The following is an 18,382-nucleotide window of genomic DNA, read 5'->3' as shown; positions in this document are numbered from 1 at the left end:
TCAGCCACCCTGCACCGCCGTCAGAATCTCGATCTCCCAGCCCTTTTCGACGGGGCGATCCCAGTTCGCGCGCGGGAACACCGTCCCGTCCACGGCCACCGCGATGCCCTTCTCGGGCAGACCGAGGTGCGCGAGCAGCTGGGCCACGGTCAGCTGCTCGGACAGCTGATGGTCCTCACCGTTGACGGTGATGCCGATGTTCACCGGTGTGTTCGTCATCTACTTCCTCACTCGATCGATCGAAGCCCCGAGCCCGTCGAACCGGTCGGGGGAACAGGTCTTCGCCTCGGCCAGCGGCGTGCCCGACAGCTCGGCGACCACCGCGTCCGCGGACAGCGGCGTCAACAGGATGCCGTTGCGTCCGGCCCCCGCGGCCAACACCACCTTGTCGGACACCCGGCCGAGGATCGGCAGATTGTCCGGGCTCATCGGCCGCAGCCCGGCCGCGGTCTCGTACAGCTCGTACTCCCCGATGCTCGGCATGAGCGCCCCCGCGTCCGCGATCAGGTCGCGGACTCCCGCCACGGTGACCTGGGTGTCCTCGCCGGACTCGTGCTGCGTCGCACCCACGACGATCCCGTCGCCGCGCGGCACCAGGTACACGGGCCTGCCGTGCACGCTGCCGCGGATGGTCCGGGTCGGGGCGGGCGCGACGCCGGGCCGGTGGTGCAGGCGCAGGATCTCACCCTTGACCGGTCGAACCGGCAGTCCGGGCCACAGTCGCGCGGCGGCGGTGCCCGCGGCGATCACCACCTGGTCGGCGTCGAGCGCGTCGACATCGGTGACGGCCTGCGGGGTGAACGCCACCCCGGCGTCGACGGTGGCCCGGCGCAGTGCACGCACGAGGGCGCGGTTGTCGACGGCGGACTCGGTGGCGGCGAGCAGCGCCAGCCGGATGCCCGGGGCCAGTGACGGCTCGGCCGCGCGAATCTCGGCCCGCGAGAGCAGGTCCAGCCGGTACCCCTGTGTCTCCAGCCATTCCGCGACACGGCGCAGGTCGGCGGCGTCGGCGGCGTCCCGCGCGACCGTCAGCGAACCGTCGGAGGTGAACAGGGACTCCCCGGACAGTGCTTCGAGCTCGCGGCCGAAGTCCGGCCACCGCTGCAGCGAGGCGGCCCCGGCCGCCAGCACCGCATCCTCACCGGGCCAGCCCTCGGACAGCGGTGCGAGCATGCCGCCCGCCACCCAGGACGCGCCCGACGCGACCGCCGGATCGTGGACGGTGACGGTCCACCCCGCCTGGGCCGCGCGCCACGCGACGGACAGTCCGATGGCACCGCCACCGATCACCGCGACTGTTCTGCTCACACTTCCACCTCACTCCCTGCGCCGGCATGATCCGGGTCAGGTATGACGGTCGGGGCTCGCGAGCCCCCTCTCAGCCCCGCGTCCGCCGGGACTCCCGTGTCACATCGTTCACGGTAGAGACTACCGTTGAGGTCGTGCATCCCTCGCATTCCGGTAAGCACCTGACCCCACGGGAACGCCTCGCGAGCGCCCGTCTGTACCTGTGCACCGACGCCCGCCGCGAGCGCGGCGACCTCGCGAAGTTCGCCGAGGCCGCACTGTCCGGCGGGGTGGACATCATCCAGCTCCGGGACAAGGGTTCGGCGGGCGAGCAGAAGTTCGGCCGGATGGAGACCCGTGAGGAACTCGGCGCCCTCGCCGAGTTGGCTGCGGTGTGCCGACGACACGGCGCGCTGTTGGCCGTCAACGACCGCGCAGACCTGGCGCTGGCAGCCGGTGCGGACGTGCTGCACCTCGGCCAGGGTGACCTGCCGGTGCACTACGCGCGCCGGATCGTCGGCCCGAACGTGGTGATCGGTCGCTCGACGAACAGTCGGGCGCAGGCGCAGCTGGCGTCGATCGAGGACGACGTCGACTACTTCTGCACCGGACCGGTGTGGGCCACCCCGACCAAGCCGGGACGCACCGCGTCGGGCCTCGAGCTGGTGCGCTCGACCGCCGAGTCGCGGCCGACGATGCCGTGGTTCGCGATCGGCGGCGTCGACGAACAGCGACTGCCGGAGGTACTCGACGCCGGTGCGGACCGGATCGTGGTGGTCCGCGCGATCACCGAGGCCCGCGACCCACAGGCTGCTGCCCGCACTCTCGCGGACGCCCTCGCCCGCAACGTCGCCGCCCGCGCCGCCCGCTGACCCCTGCCGCCCTGACCCCTGCGCCGTCCGGGTGATGGTTCCCTTCACCCTGGTGGACCGAATGAAGGTTCCCATCACCCGGGGAGGAGACGCGGGGTTGCGACGGGGGGCGGCGCTCAGTCCAGCCAGGACAGGACGGTCGACGGCGAGAGCCGCAGCACGGACTCGGGCAGCCGGTCACGCAGGCCGCGGTCGGCTGTGACGACAGCTGTCAGCTCACCGGCAACCCCGGTCAGAGTGGCTGAGGCGGGACGGCTCGACGCGAGCTGCGCCAGCGCGTCGTCACCACTGCCGGACGCGACGTGCACCGGGACCCGGGCGTCGACGCCCGCGACCGCACTCGCCTTCCCCTCGAGTACGGCCTCGACTCGCGGCAACCAACCGAAACTGCCGTCGGGGAGTTCGATGATCCGCGGGAGGGTTCCGGCGAGCGCGGCGAGCAGCTCCCCGGTGGCGCCGGCGCGGTCGCGCCACCACCCGTTGGGCCGCGACCCCAGCACGTTGGCGGTGTCGAGCAGCAGTCGGACCGGAGCGGCGCGCAGCGCCGGCCAGCTGGCGGCGAAGCCCGGATGCAGTGGCAGGTCCTCGACCCGGTCCTCGGGCACCCAGCGCAGCTCGGTGCTCTCACCGTTGGGGACGGTGGCCAGCGCGGTCTCCGCATCGGCGACCACCGTCGTGTAGGTCCAGCCGCCCTCGGCTCGCGCCGTCACCCGCTCGGCCCGCACCCGTACCGACGCCGCGGCGATACCCGCCTCCTCCTCGGCCTCCCGGACGGCCGCGTGGGTGGTGCTCTCGTGGCTGTCCCGGGCCCCACCGGGCAACGCCCAGGTTCCGCCCTGATGACTCCACTGCGCCCGGTGCTGGAGCAGGACCGCGGAACCACCGTCGGGTGCGGGTGCGCGCAGCAGCAGCCCCGCCGCACCGAACCGCCCCCAGTACCGGCTGCCGTCCTCGCTCGTGGCCCAGCCGTCCCCGTCACCGCGCATCGACTTCGTTCACCTACCCCAGATCGTGCCGCGCCGAGCCAAGTCGGCACCACGTGTGTCCGCCACACCTGTTCGCCGTCGAACTTAGCCAGTCGCAGATCCCAAAGCGCGGTTACTGCTTATATGCTGCCCTCTGTCGGGCACTCGAGCCAGATAGAAGGGGTGCACAGTGGCTGTTCGGGTTGCACCTTCGACGGAGCCGCTCGGCGACGCGCCCGCCCCGACGGCGGGCTCGCAACTGCCGCCGAGCCGACCCGCGCGCCTGCGCGCGTTCGGTCGCACCACCCCCGCCAGGATGGTCTCCCTCGGCATCGGCCTGATCGCCCTCGCGCTCCTGTCGGGCACCGTCGCGGCGGTCCAGGTCGCCGACCGCCAGCGCACCCTCGACACCCTGCTCACCCGGATCGAACCACTCGCCGACGCCTCCCAGCACCTGTACAGCTCCCTGTCCATCGCAGACGCGACCGCCACCACCGCGTTCCTCTCGGGCGGCCTCGAACCTGCCGCCGTACGCGACCGGTACGCGCAGGCCGTCGGCGACGCGGGCCAGGACCTGGTCGACGCGTCCGCGGGGGTCGCGGCCGACGACACCGCCGCGCGCGACCTGCTGACCGAACTCTCGGCCGGACTGCCGGTGTACACGGGCCTGGTGGAGACGGCCCGCGCGAACAACCGCAGCGGGTACCCGGTGGGCTCGGCGTACCTGAGCGAAGCGTCGTCGATGATGCAGTCCACCCTGTTGCCGCTCGCCGAGCGGTTGCACACCGAGCAGTCCGACCGGGTGGTGCAGAGCCAGGACGAGTTCGCCCGGCCTCCGTGGCTCGCGATCGCCCTGCTGGTGCTCGCGCTGGCCGCTCTCGTGATCGCGTCGATCCTGCTCGCCCGGTGGACGCGACGCAGGCTGAATTTCGGCCTGATCGTCGCGGCGGTCGCGGTCGCCGCCTCGGTCTGCTGGCTGGTGGTCGCGGGGCTGGTCTCGGCCACGGCCACCGGGCACGCTCTCGACCAGGGTGCCCGACCGCTCACGGACCTGACCACCGCCCGCATCCTCGCCCAGCAGGCCCGTGCCGACGAGATGCTCGGCCTGGTCCGGCGTGAGCTCAGCGCCAAGTACGAGCAGCAGTTCGACGACCATCTGGCACGGCTGCAGGCGATCTTCGACGACTACCCGCGTAGCGGCCGGGTGGAGGTCGGTACTGCCCAGGTCGCGGCGGCTGCCGAGGCGAGTGCAGCGTGGTCACGAGCGCATCGGCAACTGGACTCACTGCTCGGTAGCGGCGACTGGACCGGCGCGGTCACGATGGCGGTCGGCACCGGGGACCGCGATTCGGCGTCGCATTTCGCCGAGACCGACAGCGAACTCAGCGACGCGATCGGGCAGACCCGAACGGAGCTGCGCCGCAACGTCGACCGGGCGGTGTCCACCCTGACCGCACTCGCACCCGGCGCACTGGTGCTGGCGGCCCTCGCGGTGGCCGGAATCGTGTCCGGGCTCCTGCCGCGACTGCGGGAGTACCAGTGACCCGGCCCGGAATACACCGGTGGACAGGACTATTCATGGCCGCGGCCGCGGCCTGTGCGCTCGCCGGGTGTGCCGGCACGCAACCGAGCGGTCCCGCCGCGCGACCTGACTACGCATCGCCGCCGATGCCCGCGGGCGCGAGCGTCGCCGCATCGCCGACCGGTACCGCCCCGGCGCGCGACTGCGGGGATCCGACCGCGAGCCTGCGCCCCTTCCCCGAGGGCACCACACCACCCGTTGCGTCGCTGGCGCGGATCCAGGCCAGGGGCAGGCTGGTCGTCGGACTCGACACCGGCAGCAATCTCTTCAGCTTCCGCGACCCGGGCACCGGGACCATCGAGGGCTTCGACGCCGACATCGCCCGGGAGGTCGCACGCGACCTGCTCGGCGATCCCAACCGTGTCGAGTTCCGCATCCTGTCCTCCGCCGACCGGATACCGGCGCTGAACGACAACACCGTCGACATCGTCGTCAAGACCATGACGATCAACTGCGAGCGACGCGAACAGGTCGCCTTCTCCACGGTGTACTTCCTTGCGCAGCAACGGGTCCTCGCAGCCAAGGGCTCGGGCATCCGGGGCGCGGCCGACCTCGCGGGCAAACGGGTGTGCGCCGCGGCCGGCACCACCTCGGTCGACCACATGCAGCGCGTCCAACCCGCGGCGACCATCGTCACGGTCCCGAACTGGGCGGACTGCCTGGTGGTCCTGCAACAGCGACAGGTGGACGCGGTGACCACCGACGACGCCCTCCTCGCGGGCCTCGCCTCCCAGGACCCGAACCTCCAGATCGTGGGCGAGAGCCTCAGTCCCGAACCCTACGGAATCGGGGTCAACAAGGCCGATCCCGATCTGGTGCGTCTGGTCAACGGCAGCCTCGACCGGATCCGCCGGGACGGGACGTGGCTGCGGCTCTACGACCGGTGGCTCGGCATGCTCGGTCCCCCCACCGGCCCGCCGGCCCCGCACTACCAGGACTGAGGGCATTGCTGTGACCACACCCGACGAGCCCGACGTCCCGACGCGGGCGGCTTCCCCGGCCCAGGAGCCCGAGGCCGTCCCGGCCTCTCAGCCCACCCGTGCCGCGCCCGCACCCTCCGCCTCGACCCGCTCGACACCGACGCGCACCACCGGTCGGCGCAGCCGCACCCAACGGTCGCGAACCAGCACTCGCCGCCGGATCGGCGCCGGGATGGTCGAGGTACCACCGGTTTCCGCGCCCGAGCCCGCCGAGGCGGTGATGACCGAAGCCGTTGTGGCCGAGAACAAACGCTTCTGCTGGAAGTGCGGGAAGCCGGTCGGACGGGCCGCCGGCGGCGGGCCGGCGGTCTCCGCGGGCATCTGCGGGTCCTGCGGCACCGTCTTCGACTTCACCCCGCTGCTCGCGCCGGGCGATCTGGTGGCGGGCCAGTACGAGGTCCAGGGGTGCATCGCGCACGGCGGCCTCGGCTGGATCTACCTGGCGATCGACCGCAACGTCAGCGACCGATGGGTGGTCCTCAAGGGACTGCTCCACTTCGGCGACGCGGAGGCCCAGGCCGTGGCGTTGGCGGAACGGCAGTTCCTCGCCGAGGTCGAACATCCGAGCATCGTGAAGATCTTCAACTTCGTCGAACACCCGCGCCCGGACGGCAGCCCGATGGGATACATCGTCATGGAGTATGTGGGCGGGCACTCCCTGCGCGACGTGCTGAGCACTCACCCACGGCCGGAACGGATTCCGGTCGAGCAGGCGATCGCTTACGTGCTCGAGATCCTGCCTGCGCTCGACTACCTGCACTCCGTCGGGCTGGTCTACAACGACCTCAAGCCGGAGAACATCATGGTCACCGACGACCAACTCAAGCTGATCGACCTCGGCGCGGTGGCGGGCATCGAGGGCTTCGGCTACCTCTACGGCACGCCCGGCTACCAGGCGCCCGAGATCGTCGAGACCGGCCCGACCGTGGCGTCGGACATCTACACGGTCGGGCGCACACTGGCCGTGCTCACGCTCCACCTGCCATCGGAGAAGGGCCGGTACGTCGACGGACTCCCGTCGCCGGAGCAGGCTCCGCTGCTGGCCGAGTACGAGTCGTTCCACCGACTGCTGTTGCGGGCCACCGACCCGGACCCCAACCGACGTTTCCCGACCGCCCAGGAGATGGCCGGGCAACTCACCGGCGTGCTGCGTGAGATCCTGGCCCAGCAGACCGGCGAGGAACGGCCGGGGCTGTCCGAGGTGCTGAGCCCGGGTCGCACCACGTTCGGCACCGAGGCGGCCGTGGTCGCGACCGATGTCTACGCCGACGGCCACCGCCACGAGGTGACCATCGACGGTCGCGATGTCGTTGCTGCACTTGCAGTTCCGCTGATCAATACGACCGACCCGAGCTCCGCACTGATCGCCGCCATGGTGCACGCCGAGCCGGACCAGACCCTCGAATCGATCCGCCGCGCCCGCGCCAACGGCCTGGAGCGCACGGTGGACGGGACCGCCGGCTTCACCGTGGAGATCGCTCTCGCCGAGGTCAAGGCGCACCTGGACCTCGGCGACGGCCCGACCGCGGTGCGTGTACTCGACACCGTCACGGCCACGAAGGGCGGCAACTGGCGCGTCGACTGGTACCGAGGCCTGGCAGCGCTACTCGAGGGTCAATACCGTTCCGCCATCGAATGTTTCGATGCGACGCTCGCCGCACTGCCCGGAGAGATCGCCCCGAAGCTGGCGCTGGCGGCCAGCGCCGAACTCGTCATCGGGCACTGGGAGACCGAGCACCCCGAGAAATGGCGCTCCTTCGCCGAGAAGTACTACCGCACCGTCTGGCGCACCGACCGCGGTGTCGTCAGCGCCGCCTTCGGGCTCGCCCGGCAGCTCGCCGACCGGGGTGACATCGCGGGGGCCCTCGCGGCCCTCGACCAGATCCCCGTCACCTCGAGACATTTCAACCTCGCCCGGATGACCGCCGTGCTGACCCGCCTGTCCGGTGCGCCGATCGACGAGATCGACGAGACCGCCCTGCGCGACGCCGCGCGGCGGGTCAACGCCCTGCCCCCCGACGAGGGTCGAGCCCTGCAATTGCGGACTCTGGTGCTGGGCACCGCACTGGACTGGGTGCTGCTCGGCCACACCCCGCGCGCCGGACGGGAGCCGATCCTCGGTGTGCCGTTCACCGAGCACGGCCTGCGCACCGGCACCGAGGCAGGCCTGCGGGCCCTGGCCCGCAACGCAACCGGCACCCGGCACCGCTACACACTGGTGGACATGGCCAATTGGATCCGGCCGCGAACCTGGTTCTGACAATCTCCTGGCGACCTCGGAACCATGTCCGCCGCACTGCCATCGGGCAGCGCGACCGCGGGCGGCGCTACCTCTCGAATTCCCGTGCCGCCCGCGCGATCGCAAGTTCCTCGTTCGTGGGGACGACGAGGACCGCTACGGTCGAGGCGTCGGTGGAGATCACCCGGGCCTCCCGGCCGCGCGCGGCGTTGCGCTCGGCATCGACCTCGATGCCGAACCCCTCGAGCCCGGCGAGTGCGTCGGCGCGCACCTCCGCCGCGTTCTCCCCCACCCCGGCCGTGAAGGTGATCGCGTCCAGCCGGCCGAGGGTCACCATGTAGGCGCCGATGTACTTGCGCAGGCGGTGCACGTACACCCGGTAGGCCAGCGAGGCGGCCTCGTCGCCCGCCTCGATCAGCGCGCGCAGTTCCCGGAAGTCGTTGACACCGCTCAGTCCCTTGAGCCCGGACCGACGGTTGAGCAGGTCGTCGATGTCGTCGACCTCCAGTCCGGCGCTGCGCCGCAGGTGCATCACGATGCCGGGATCGATGTCCCCGCTGCGGGTTCCCATCACCAGGCCCTCGAGCGGGGTCAAGCCCATCGAGGTGTCCATGGCCTTGCCACCCGCGATGGCCGAGGCAGACGCACCGTTGCCCAGGTGCAGCACGATCTGGTGCAGCGACGCGAGGTCGCGGCCGAGCACGTCGGCGACCCGACCGGACACGTACTCGTGGGAGGTGCCGTGGAAGCCGTACCGGCGCACGCCGAACTCGCGGGCGATCCGCGAATCGATCGCGTACGTCCGCGCCGACTCCGGCAGGGTGTGGAAGAACGCGGTGTCGAAGACCGCGACGTGCGGGACGTCGGGCAGCGCAGCCATCGCGGACTCGATGCCGGTCACGTTGGCCGGATTGTGCAGCGGTGCAAGGGAGGACAGTCGCGCGATTTCGGCGAGCACCTCCGCGGTGATCTCCGTGGGCCGGTAAAAGACCTCCCCGCCGTGCACCACCCGGTGCCCGACCGCCGCGATACCGGCGGATGCCAACTCGATACCGGCCTCGGCGAACATCGCGAACGCCAGTTGCAGTCCCACGCCGTGGTCCGCGATCGGACCGCGGTGCTCTCGGTCGACGCCGCCGTGGCGGTGGGTGACGACGCCGTCGGGCTCGCCGATCCGCTCGATCAACCCCGATGCCAGCGCCTCCCCGCTCTCCGGGTCGACGAGCTGGTACTTGATCGACGACGACCCCGAGTTGACGACCAGCACGGAACCCTTCACGACGTGACCTCCTGTGCCGCAACGGCTTGTGCCTGGATGGCGGTGATGGCGACGGTGTTGACGATGTCCTGGACCAGTGCGCCGCGGGAGAGGTCGTTGACCGGCTTGCGCAGTCCCTGCAGCACCGGACCGACCGCGACCGCGCCCGCGCTGCGCTGGACCGCCTTGTAGGTGTTGTTGCCGGTGTTCAGGTCCGGGAAGACGAAGACCGTCGCGCGGCCCGCCACCTGCGAGTCCGGCAGTTTCGTCGTGGCGACGCTCGGCTCGATCGCCGCGTCGTACTGAATCGGCCCCTCCACCAACAGGTCCGGCCGCCGCTCCCGGACCAGCGCCGTCGCGGCCCGCACCTTGTCCACGTCCGCGCCGGAGCCCGAGTCACCGGTCGAGTAGGACAGCATCGCGACCCGCGGGTCGATGCCGAATTGCGCCGACGTGGACGCCGAGGAGATCGCGATGTCGGCGAGCTGTTCGGCGGTCGGGTCGGGCACCACCGCGCAGTCGCCGTACGCGAGCACCCGGTCGGCGAGACACATCAGGAAGATGCTCGAGACCGTCGACACCCCCGGCTCGGTCTTGATGATCTCGAAGGACGGCCGAATCGTGTGCGCGGTGGTGTGCGCTGCGCCGGAGACCATCCCGTCCGCCACCCCCAGTTGCACCATCATCGTGCCGAAGTACGAGATGTCGGCCATCACCTCGCGGGCCCTCTCGAGCGTCGTGCCCTTGTGGGCGCGCAACCGGGCGTACTCCCGCGCGAAGTCCTCGGTGTACTCGCAGTCGGTCGGGTCCAGCACCCGGGCCGACGCCAGGTCGACACCGAGTTCGGCGGCGCGCCGGCGCACCGGGCCCTCCTCGCCGAGGATCGTCAGATCGGCGACCCTGCGCTGCAACAGCCGTCCGGCCGCCCGCAGGATCCGGTCGTCGCCGCCCTCGGGCAGCACGATGTGCCTGCGGTCGGCGCGGGCGCGCTCGAGCAACTGGTACTCGAACATCTGCGGGGTGACGACTTCCGGCCGGGCCACGTCGAGTCGGGCCAGCAGGTCGGTGGCATTGACGCGCTGCTCCATCAGACTCAGCGCGGTGTCGACCTTGCGCTGCGACCCGACCGCGACGCGACCGCGCGCCCGGTAGGCGGCGGAGGCCGTGTCGTAGGTACCGAGGTCGGTGGTGAGGATCGGCAGTCTCGGTCGCAGGCCCGCCATCAGCTTCGCCACCGCCGGGTGCGGGGTGAGGCCACCGTTCATGATGATGCCCGCGAGCGACGGAAAGCCTTCCGCCTCATGGGCGTTGACCAGCGCGAGCAGCACCTCGGAGCGGTCGGCCGGGACGATCACCACCTGGCCTTCGGTGAGCCGCTCGAGGATGTGCTCGGCGGTCATGCCACCCACCATCACCCGCAGGGCCTCGCGCTGGAGCAGCTCGGCATCTCCGCTGTAGAGCTCGCCGCCGACGGCGGCCTGCAGTTCGGCCATCGTCGGCGCCACCAGCAGCGGGATCTCCGGCAGGCTCCAGGCCGGCACCCCGAGCGGTGCCAGCGCGGCGGTGACCGCATCGAGTTCGGTTGGGTCGCATCGGTTCGCGACCACGGCAACGAGGTGCGCGTGATGTACCCGCAGTTCGGCGGCGCAGATCTGACCGAGCTGGATGATCTCCTCGGGAGTGCGCCCGGCCCCGCGCAGCGCCAACAGCACCGGCGCGTCGAGGTTCACCGCGATGCGGGCGTTGTACCCGAGCTCGCTGGGGCTGGCGACGTCGGTGTAGTCGCTGCCGACGATCACCACGGCGTCGCACTGCTCGGCAACCGCGTGGTAGCGCGACACGATCTCACTGAGGGCCAGCTCCGGGTCGGCGTGCACCTGCTCGTAGCTGACGCCGAGGCACTGCTCGTAGGTCAGGTCCGCGGTGGTGTGGTCGACCAGCAGTTCCAGGATGTAGTCGGGTTCGTCGGTGGACCGGGCGATCGGCCGGAACACCCCCACCCGGGCCGCGGACCCGCTCAGCATCTGCAGCACACCCAGCGCGATCGTCGACTTTCCGGTGTCGCCCTCGGGCGAGGCGATGAAGATGCTCGAGACTGCCGACTCTGCGGATGCCATGGGTGACAGCCTAGTGGCGGCTGCCCAGTGGGTGGCCGGCGGTGCGGCAACCGACACTCGGCTGCGACAGGCGGTCGCGGGTCAGCGGCGGGCGGAGCGATTTCACCCTCTTTCGGGGGGTGGGCAGCCCCGCCGACCCGTCAGTGCCGGTCTCGCAGCGACTCGGCGAGTTCGCCGCGGTCCGCCACGTCGAGCTTCGTGCAGGCCCGGTAGATGTGACCCTCGACGGTCCGAACGGACACCACCAGCCGGTCCGCGATCTCCCTGTTCGACAGCCCGACCGCGACCATCGAGGCCACCTCCCGTTCCCGGCTGGTGAGGGGCAGCGGGCGGGCGGCCTCTAGCACCGCCGGGGTCGAGGCGTGATCGCAGCGCTCCGCCAGGGCGTTCGCGGTCGCGGCGGCATCGAGCGCCTCCCGTCGGCGATCGGCCGTCGAGTACGCGACTGCGGATTGCGCCGAGGCGTCCGCGGCGTCGAGAAGTGCGCCGATTTCCTCGAATTCCCGTGCAATCCTGGCCAATTCGCTTCCGTCGCCGTCAGCGAACGCGGCGGCTTGTGCGGCGGCGAGCCGCACCATCGGTCCGTCGCAGCGCTCTGCGAGCTCCGCGAGTCTCGGCGCCGTGGACGCGTCTCCGAGCCTCGTCGCAAGATGCAGGGCGAGCGCCTCGATCGCGAACTGACCCGATTCGCGGGCTGCGTCGGCAGCTCCGCAGGCCGTAGCGATCGCCCGGGATGTCTCGCCCTGCCCGGCCGCCTCCCAGGCCTTGCCGATCTCGAACATCGGCCCGAACACCGCGACATGGCGGCCGTAGCGCCCTTCAGCCGCCGCGACGACGGACTTCGCGTCGGCGGTGCGCCCCAGCACCGAATATGCCTGCGCCAGAATGGGATAGGCGGGAAATACCCAGCCGATGGCCGATCCGGTGTCCCCGACCGTCAACGCGGCCATCGCCTGCTCGAGCCGCCGCACCGTTTCGGCGAACCGGCCACGGGCCACATCGACGATGGCGTACAGGATGTTGGCCTGCCCCCATCCGAGGTACTGCCCGGTGGTGGCCGCGTGGTCGAGGTACGTCTGGGCGCGGCGGGCGGCGGCGTCGAACTGCCCGGTCAGCGTCAGCGCCAGGATCGGCCCAATCGCGGCCGGGTAGCGGGTCAACCCGTCCACCTTGGTCATCGCCGCGTCGGCCCGGGCCGTCAGTGCGGCGACCTCGGATCCACGTCCCACCACTGCGAGGGCCATCGAGGCCGCGAAGGTCCCCATCTCTTCCGACCAGGGCGTCGGGTTCGGTTCGGCAAGAACGGCTTCCGCCTCGGCCAGACCTTCACTCAGACGGTTCTCGGCCACCGCACAGGTGGCGCCGATGCCGCGGACCACCGCGACTGCCGCCGGATTCTGCACCCGCTGCCGAACCTCCTCGAGGACCGCCTCCGCGGTCTCCGCGTCACCGGCCGACCAGAAGAGGTTCGCGATCCGGGTCACGCCCCAGCGCACCAGTTGACTCTCGTCGAGGGTGTCGGGGTCGAAGCGATTCAGGGCCGCCTCCGCGTCGGCGGCATGTCCCTGCCACAACTGTGACCGGGCCAGCAGGTTGGCCGCCCGGAAACCCCCGTCCCGGTCCACCGCGGCCTTGGCCAGCCGTTCGCCGAGGGGGACGTTCGCGAACGCGATCGCGTCCTTCGCGGCCGTCACGAGCAGGTCGACGTCGGGGGTCTGGTCGCTGTCGAGGGCCAGCTCGGCGAGCCTGATCCGATCGCCGGGCCCGGTGATCGGATGGGTCCGGAGGGCCTCGACCAGGTTGCCGCGCAACCGCCGCGCCGCGGCGCGGCCGACCCGCCTGCGGACCACCTCACTGAACATCGGGTGGTTGTACCGGACCTCGGCCTTCGGTCCGTCCTCGACGATCTGGATCAGCCCGCGCTGCTCCGCGTCCTCGACCGCCTCCTCCCCGGCCAGGTCGCTGAGGGTGTCGAGGGCCAGCGGCTCGCAGAACGTGAGCAGTTCGAGCACCCGCATCACGTCCGCGGGCAGGTGCTCGATGCGGTCCTCGAGCAGTGACGCGAGCTCGGGGGTGATGGCCGCCCGACCGCGCAGCTGCCACACGCCGCGCCGCTCGCGCAGCGTTCCGGCCTCGAGCGCACCCTCCACGAGGTGATGCAGGAACAACGCATTGCCGCCTGAGGCCTCCCACATCAGCTTCGCACTCAGCCCCTCGAGCGGCCCCCCGAGCACCGACTCGATCAGTGTGACGCTCTGGTCGCGGGTGAACGGCGACAACTCGAGCCGCATCAGGTGCCCGTCCTTCCACAGCGACGTGACGGCGTCCGGCGTGGACTCGCCGCTGCGGACGGTCGCGACGATGTGCGCGGCCCGGTCGATCGCCAGTTGGTGCAGGAAGGTCGCCGACAGCTGGTCGAGCAGATGCGCGTCGTCGACGCCGATCACCACGGGACCGCCCGCGCCGAGCAGGGCCTCGCGTGCCGCCGAGAGGAAGGCCACCGGGTCGCGTGAGGTGGACGAGCCGACCAGGTGGGCGAACACCCCGAGCGGGATACTGCGGGCGGACTCGGTTCCGGCGACCCAGCGCACGTCGCCGGGTAACGACTGGGTGGCGACCCGGGCCAGGGTGGTCTTGCCGACTCCGGCGTCACCGGTCAGAACGACCCCGCACGCACCGGTGTCGGAGGTCAAGGCGGACTTCAGGGTTTCGAATTCGAGCTGCCGCTGAATCAGCGGCCACGGCCGATTCATGACTGAAAGCCTATGCCCGCCACATGCGAAATTCAGCGTTTCGCCAGGTTCGGCCGCTCAGGCCACCGACGCGCGATCGATGTCGGAGACGTCGGCCCCCGCCGACTCGAGCCGCGCGAACAGCTGCTCGGTGCCGTGCGCCGAGGCGTACTGGAGCTCGCTGTCGCTGATCGGGACGGCCTGCAGCCAGGTGCTCACCGCGTCCTCGGTGTCGACCAGGATCTCGAGGTCCGGCCAGATGAACGGCACCACGAGCAGCACGTGCTTCATCGCCCGATCCGGGTCCGCCTCTCGGACCGCGTTGGGAACGATGGTGTTCGGCGTGACGTGGAACGAGCCGGACGCCACCGCGAAGGCGCATTTCGCGAGCACGTCGGCCATCGTCCGGTAGTCGGCGCGCCCGACCGTCACCAGCTCGGTGCGGATCGGCCTGCCGTCGGCGGTGGCGACATTGGTGGGGTAACGGGACAGGTCGAGCGTCGCGTACGAGGCGAAACCGGGCCCCGGGCAGTTGTCGCCGACGGCCACCGACACCTCGTCCGGCGCCTGTCCGTCGGTGTCCTCGTCGACTGCCGCCCGGAACCTCAGCACCTGGGGCAGCCCGCCGAACACGTCGCCGATCCGGCGAGCTGCTTCCCTGATCGAGTCGCTGGCATCCATGCCACGAAGCCTATGTCGTGCTGTGGGCCCCGCCCGGGCCGGACTACCCCAGCTTGCGCAGTCGCGGGGCGAGGTCCCGCTCGAACAGCTCCAGGAATCGACGCTGGTCGTGCCCCGGCGCGTGGAAAACCAGGTGGTTCAAGCCTGCGTCGACGTACTGCTTGACCTGCTCGACCGCCTCGTCCGGATCGGAGGCGACGATCCAGCGCTTCGCGACCTGCTCGATCGGCAACGCGTCCGCGGCTGCCTCCATCTCGATCGGGTCCTCGATCGAGTGCTTCTGCTCCGGGGTCAACGACAGCGGCGCCCAGAACCGGGTGTTCTCCAGCGCCAGTGCGGGATCGGTGTCGTACGAGATCTTGATCTCGATCATCTTGTCGATGCCGGCGACGTCGCGCTCGGCCTTCTCCGCGCCCTCCGCCACCGCGGGCATCAGCTTCTCGGTGTAGAGCTCCATCCCCTTCCCGGAGGTGCAGATGAAACCGTCGCCCGCCCGCCCGGCGTAGCGGGCCACCACGGGACCGCCCGCGGCGATGTACACCGGAATGCCGCCCTCGGGCACGTCGTAGATCGACGCGCCGACCGTCTTGTAGTACTCGCCGTCGAAGTCGACCCGCTCGCCGGTCCACAGCTCGCGCATCAGCCGGACCGACTCGCGCAACCGGGCGAACCGCTCCTTGAACTCCGGCCACGCACCGGTGTATCCGGTCGCGATCTCGTTGAGCGCCTCACCAGTGCCGACGCCGAGCATGATCCGCCCGGGGTACAGGCAGCCCATGGTGGCGAAAGCCTGCGCGATCACCGCCGGGTTGTAGCGGTACGTCGGGGTGAGCACCGAGGTGCCGAGCTGCAGGGTGTTCGTCCGTTCCCCGACCGCGGTCATCCACGCCAGCGAGAACGGTGCGTGGCCGCCGTTGTGGCGCCAGGGCTGGAAGTGGTCCGACACCGTCGCCGAATCCATCCCGTGCGCCTCGGCCAGTACCGCCAGTTCCACCAGCTCGCGCGGACCGAACTGCTCCGCGGACGCCTTGTACCCGAGCTTGAGAGCCACCGTTCCTCCTCGTGGAGTGATACCCGATTCGTGACAGTCGTTTCGAGACCGCCGTTCTCGCGAACCTAGCCACACCGCGAGTCAGTGCGTTCGCCGGGTCCCGGTCAGTGCACTGCGCCGATCACAGTGACCACCGCGGCAAACCCGGCGACCACCGCGACCACCACCGCGAACACCCACAACTCGCGCTCCACGGGCATCGGTTCGCCCCGTTCGAGGGCGTGCCGCACCTGCACCCACCGCCGCAGTCCGACGAGCGGCGCGGCCACGGCCAGCAGGATCATCACCGTGCCCAGCAGGGTGCGGACCCATGACGTGCCGAACTCCGGGACCAGGTGCACCATGGCGATCCCGCCCGCCAGGAAACCGAGTGAGGTGCGCAGCCAGGCGAGAAAAGTGCGCTCGCTCGCGAGGGTGAACCGCTCGTCGGGCCGCTCGAGGTCAGTCACGGTTACATCCTCACACCCGCGGTCGAATTTCGGCGGGCACGCGGTTCCGAGGCGCGCGTAATCGTTTCGCGGCAAAACGGACAGATCGCGTCACAATGACGTGTGATCTGTAACACTATGTAGTCGATTCGTGATCCAACAGGTGCAGTGCTCTCATCCCAGACGCCGACCGACAAGGACACCGCGCATGGCTACCTCGAACGCGAACGGCATCAGAAGCAGTCACCTCCGAAGGGCCTTCGTCGCGGGCGCGCTGACCGTGTGCGCCCTCGCCCTGCCCGCGGCGCCCGCGATGGCCGTCGGGAGCGAGGGCAGCAGCTCGGGGAGTGCGGGCGGCAGCTCCGTGATCCCCCTGCCGATCTCGAGCCCGGCCGGGCTGATCGCCCTCTCGGCGGCCACCACCCAGACCGGCAAGCCCTACCTGTGGGGTGGCACCGGGCCGAACGCCTGGGACTGCTCCGGCCTCACGCAGTGGGCGTTCCGACAGGCCGGGATCAGGCTGCCGCGAGTCAGCCAGGACCAGGCCTGGGCCGGGACCCCGATCCCGTTCGCGGCGATGGCGCCGGGCGACATCGTCACGTTCCGTCCCGAGAACGATCACGTCGGCATCTACGCCGGCTTCGGTCAGGTGTTCAACGCGTACGGCGCCGGGGTGCCGATCGGGTTGACGCCACTGTCGGAACTACCGCCGATCAACCAGATCCGCCGTTTCTGAGTGGACGCGATTAGTTCGGACCGCCAGGCTGGTCTGTACGTGTGAGGACACCCCACCCGAGAGGACCGACACGTCATGCAGAAGATCACGCCCTGTTTGTGGTTCGACACGCAGGCCGAGGAGGCCGCGACGTTCTACACGTCCATCTTCAAGAACTCGTCCATCGGTGAGATCAGCCGGTACGGCGAGGGCATGCCCAAGCCCGCCGGCACCGCGATGACCGTCGCGTTCACGCTCGACGGGCAGAATTTCACCGCGCTCAACGGCGGGCCGGAGTTCGCGTTCACCGAGGCCGTCTCGTTCCAGGTCGACTGCGCGGACCAGGCCGAGGTCGACGAGTACTGGGAGGCGCTCACCGCCGACGGAGGGCAGGAATCGCAGTGCGGCTGGCTCAAGGACAAGTTCGGAATGTCGTGGCAGATCGTGCCGTCGGCGCTTCCTTCGGTCCTGGGCGGCCCCGACCCGGCGGGCGCGCAACGCGCCGTCGCCGCGATGATGCAGATGCGCAAGATCGACATCGGCGTCCTGCAGAAGGCGTACGACGGCGAGTAGCGGTCAGCGGGCGGGCCGGCCGGCGCGCACAATTGTCAGGTGACCACCGACGCGATGACCACCGGTTGGACCTACCTGATGGACATGGACGGCGTGCTCGTCCACGAGGACCAGCTGATCCCCGGCGCCGACAAGTTCCTGGCCGAACTCCAGCAGTCGGGCACGCCGTTCGTCGTGCTGACGAACAACTCGATCCGCACTCCACGCGACCTGCGCGCACGCCTGGTCCAGACCGGCCTCGACATCCCCGAGAAGTCGATCTGGACCTCCGCCCTGGCGACCGCGACCTTCCTGGGTAACCAGCGCCCCGAGGGCAGCGCGTACGTCGTCGGCGAATCCGGCCTGACCACCGCGTTGCACGACATCGGCTACGTCCTCACCGACAAAGACCCGGACTACGTGGTGCTCGGCGAGACCCGCACCTACTCGTTCGAGGCGATCACCACCGCGATCCGGCTGGTCGAGCGCGGCGCCCGGTTCATCGCCACCAACCCGGACGCCACAGGTCCGTCGCGCGACGGCTCGCTGCCCGCGACGGGGTCCGTCGCCGCGCTCATCACCCGCGCCACCGGCCGCGAGCCGTACTACGTGGGCAAGCCGAACCCGTTGATGATGCGCTCGGCGCTGCGGGCCATCGGCGCGCACTCGGCGAACACCCTGATGATCGGCGACCGGATGGACACCGACATCGTCTCCGGGCTGGAGGCCGGCCTGCAGACCATCCTCGTGCTCACCGGGATCTCCACGCGCCAGTCGGTCGAGATGTTCCCCTACCGGCCGACGCTGGTGCTGAACTCGGTGGCCGATCTCGTGGGGCGGACCCACGACCCGTTCGCCGCTGCCTGACGGCCGCGCGGAAACCGATTCCGGGACAGATTCCAAAAGGTACAAATCGCTGAATC

The 18,382-nt window shown here is 70.5% G+C and carries 16 protein-coding genes and 1 riboswitch; of the genes, 7 read left to right on the top strand and 9 right to left on the bottom strand.

All coding sequences use genetic code 11. The annotated features are described in order from the left end of the window. Positions 1 to 219, bottom strand: a complete 219-nt coding sequence (gene thiS, locus FK531_RS11465) for a sulfur carrier protein ThiS (RefSeq protein WP_142099315.1) — start codon at positions 217 to 219, stop codon at positions 1 to 3. Then, complete coding sequence (gene thiO, locus FK531_RS11460; RefSeq protein ID WP_142099313.1) at positions 220 to 1,308, bottom strand: glycine oxidase ThiO; 1,089 nt, start codon at positions 1,306 to 1,308, stop codon at positions 220 to 222. Further along, positions 1,305 to 1,416: riboswitch (TPP riboswitch) on the bottom strand. It overlaps the preceding gene by 4 nt. Before the next feature lie 26 nt (positions 1,417 to 1,442). Here thiO and thiE point away from each other — a divergent pair. Then, a complete protein-coding gene (thiE, locus tag FK531_RS11455; protein WP_142099311.1) occupies positions 1,443 to 2,159 on the top strand; it encodes a thiamine phosphate synthase in 717 nt (238 codons plus the stop codon). A 116-nt stretch (positions 2,160 to 2,275) separates the two neighbouring features. On the opposite strand, the gene FK531_RS11450 is transcribed toward thiE, so the two are convergent. Continuing rightward, the gene (locus tag FK531_RS11450) at positions 2,276 to 3,145 is read right to left on the bottom strand and encodes an NUDIX hydrolase (RefSeq protein WP_142099309.1); all 870 of its coding nucleotides are present in this window, start codon (positions 3,143 to 3,145) and stop codon (positions 2,276 to 2,278) included. A gap of 169 nt (positions 3,146 to 3,314) precedes the next feature. Between FK531_RS11450 and FK531_RS11445 the strand changes: the two genes are divergently transcribed. Genes FK531_RS11445 through FK531_RS11435 form a run of 3 tightly spaced genes read left to right on the top strand, consistent with a single transcriptional unit; the run spans position 3,315 to position 7,946 of the window. Then, complete coding sequence (locus tag FK531_RS11445) at positions 3,315 to 4,667, top strand: GlnX family signal transduction membrane protein (protein ID WP_142099307.1); 1,353 nt, start codon at positions 3,315 to 3,317, stop codon at positions 4,665 to 4,667. A 35-nt stretch (positions 4,668 to 4,702) separates the two neighbouring features. Continuing rightward, positions 4,703 to 5,647 carry a glutamate ABC transporter substrate-binding protein gene (locus FK531_RS11440; protein ID WP_142099305.1) on the top strand — a complete coding sequence of 315 codons (945 nt, stop codon included), beginning with the start codon at positions 4,703 to 4,705 and terminating at the stop codon, positions 5,645 to 5,647. 10 nt (positions 5,648 to 5,657) lie between these two features. Then, positions 5,658 to 7,946 carry a serine/threonine-protein kinase gene (locus FK531_RS11435; RefSeq protein WP_181762914.1) on the top strand — a complete coding sequence of 763 codons (2,289 nt, stop codon included), beginning with the start codon at positions 5,658 to 5,660 and terminating at the stop codon, positions 7,944 to 7,946. Between the two features lie 67 nt (positions 7,947 to 8,013). Here the strand turns inward: FK531_RS11435 and FK531_RS11430 are convergent, their stop codons facing one another. The 6 genes from FK531_RS11430 to FK531_RS11405 form a co-directional block, all read right to left on the bottom strand. Continuing rightward, positions 8,014 to 9,204, bottom strand: a complete 1,191-nt coding sequence (locus FK531_RS11430; RefSeq protein WP_142099301.1) for an acetate kinase — start codon at positions 9,202 to 9,204, stop codon at positions 8,014 to 8,016. Further along, a complete protein-coding gene (gene pta, locus FK531_RS11425) occupies positions 9,201 to 11,300 on the bottom strand; it encodes a phosphate acetyltransferase (protein ID WP_142099299.1) in 2,100 nt (699 codons plus the stop codon). The genes FK531_RS11430 and pta overlap by 4 nt, the downstream gene beginning before the upstream one ends. 140 nt (positions 11,301 to 11,440) lie before the next feature. After that, complete coding sequence (locus tag FK531_RS11420) at positions 11,441 to 14,053, bottom strand: helix-turn-helix transcriptional regulator (RefSeq protein ID WP_142099297.1); 2,613 nt, start codon at positions 14,051 to 14,053, stop codon at positions 11,441 to 11,443. A gap of 57 nt (positions 14,054 to 14,110) precedes the next feature. After that, entirely contained in the window at positions 14,111 to 14,713 is a 603-nt protein-coding gene (locus tag FK531_RS11415) for a suppressor of fused domain protein (protein ID WP_142099295.1), read from the bottom strand. A gap of 43 nt (positions 14,714 to 14,756) precedes the next feature. After that, positions 14,757 to 15,764, bottom strand: coding sequence for a glucose-6-phosphate dehydrogenase (coenzyme-F420) (fgd, locus tag FK531_RS11410; protein WP_142099293.1), 1,008 nt, complete (start codon positions 15,762 to 15,764; stop codon positions 14,757 to 14,759). Between the two features lie 104 nt (positions 15,765 to 15,868). Next, positions 15,869 to 16,213 carry a YidH family protein gene (locus FK531_RS11405; RefSeq protein ID WP_142099291.1) on the bottom strand — a complete coding sequence of 115 codons (345 nt, stop codon included), beginning with the start codon at positions 16,211 to 16,213 and terminating at the stop codon, positions 15,869 to 15,871. Between the two features lie 187 nt (positions 16,214 to 16,400). Between FK531_RS11405 and FK531_RS11400 the strand changes: the two genes are divergently transcribed. From FK531_RS11400 to FK531_RS11390, 3 genes are all read left to right on the top strand, one after another. Next, complete coding sequence (locus FK531_RS11400; RefSeq protein ID WP_142099289.1) at positions 16,401 to 16,928, top strand: NlpC/P60 family protein; 528 nt, start codon at positions 16,401 to 16,403, stop codon at positions 16,926 to 16,928. A gap of 75 nt (positions 16,929 to 17,003) precedes the next feature. Next, positions 17,004 to 17,480 (top strand): VOC family protein, encoded by a 477-nt coding sequence (locus FK531_RS11395; RefSeq protein ID WP_142099287.1) that lies wholly within the window; start codon positions 17,004 to 17,006, stop codon positions 17,478 to 17,480. Positions 17,481 to 17,558: 78 nt separating this feature from the next. After that, positions 17,559 to 18,326 (top strand): HAD-IIA family hydrolase, encoded by a 768-nt coding sequence (locus FK531_RS11390; RefSeq protein WP_142099592.1) that lies wholly within the window; start codon positions 17,559 to 17,561, stop codon positions 18,324 to 18,326. Positions 18,327 to 18,382: the final 56 nt, after the last annotated feature.

The organism is Rhodococcus spelaei, from assembly GCF_006704125.1.
Taxonomy (GTDB): Bacteria; Actinomycetota; Actinomycetes; order Mycobacteriales; family Mycobacteriaceae; genus Rhodococcus_G; species Rhodococcus_G spelaei.
This window is presented reverse-complemented; position numbering and strand designations above follow the sequence as displayed.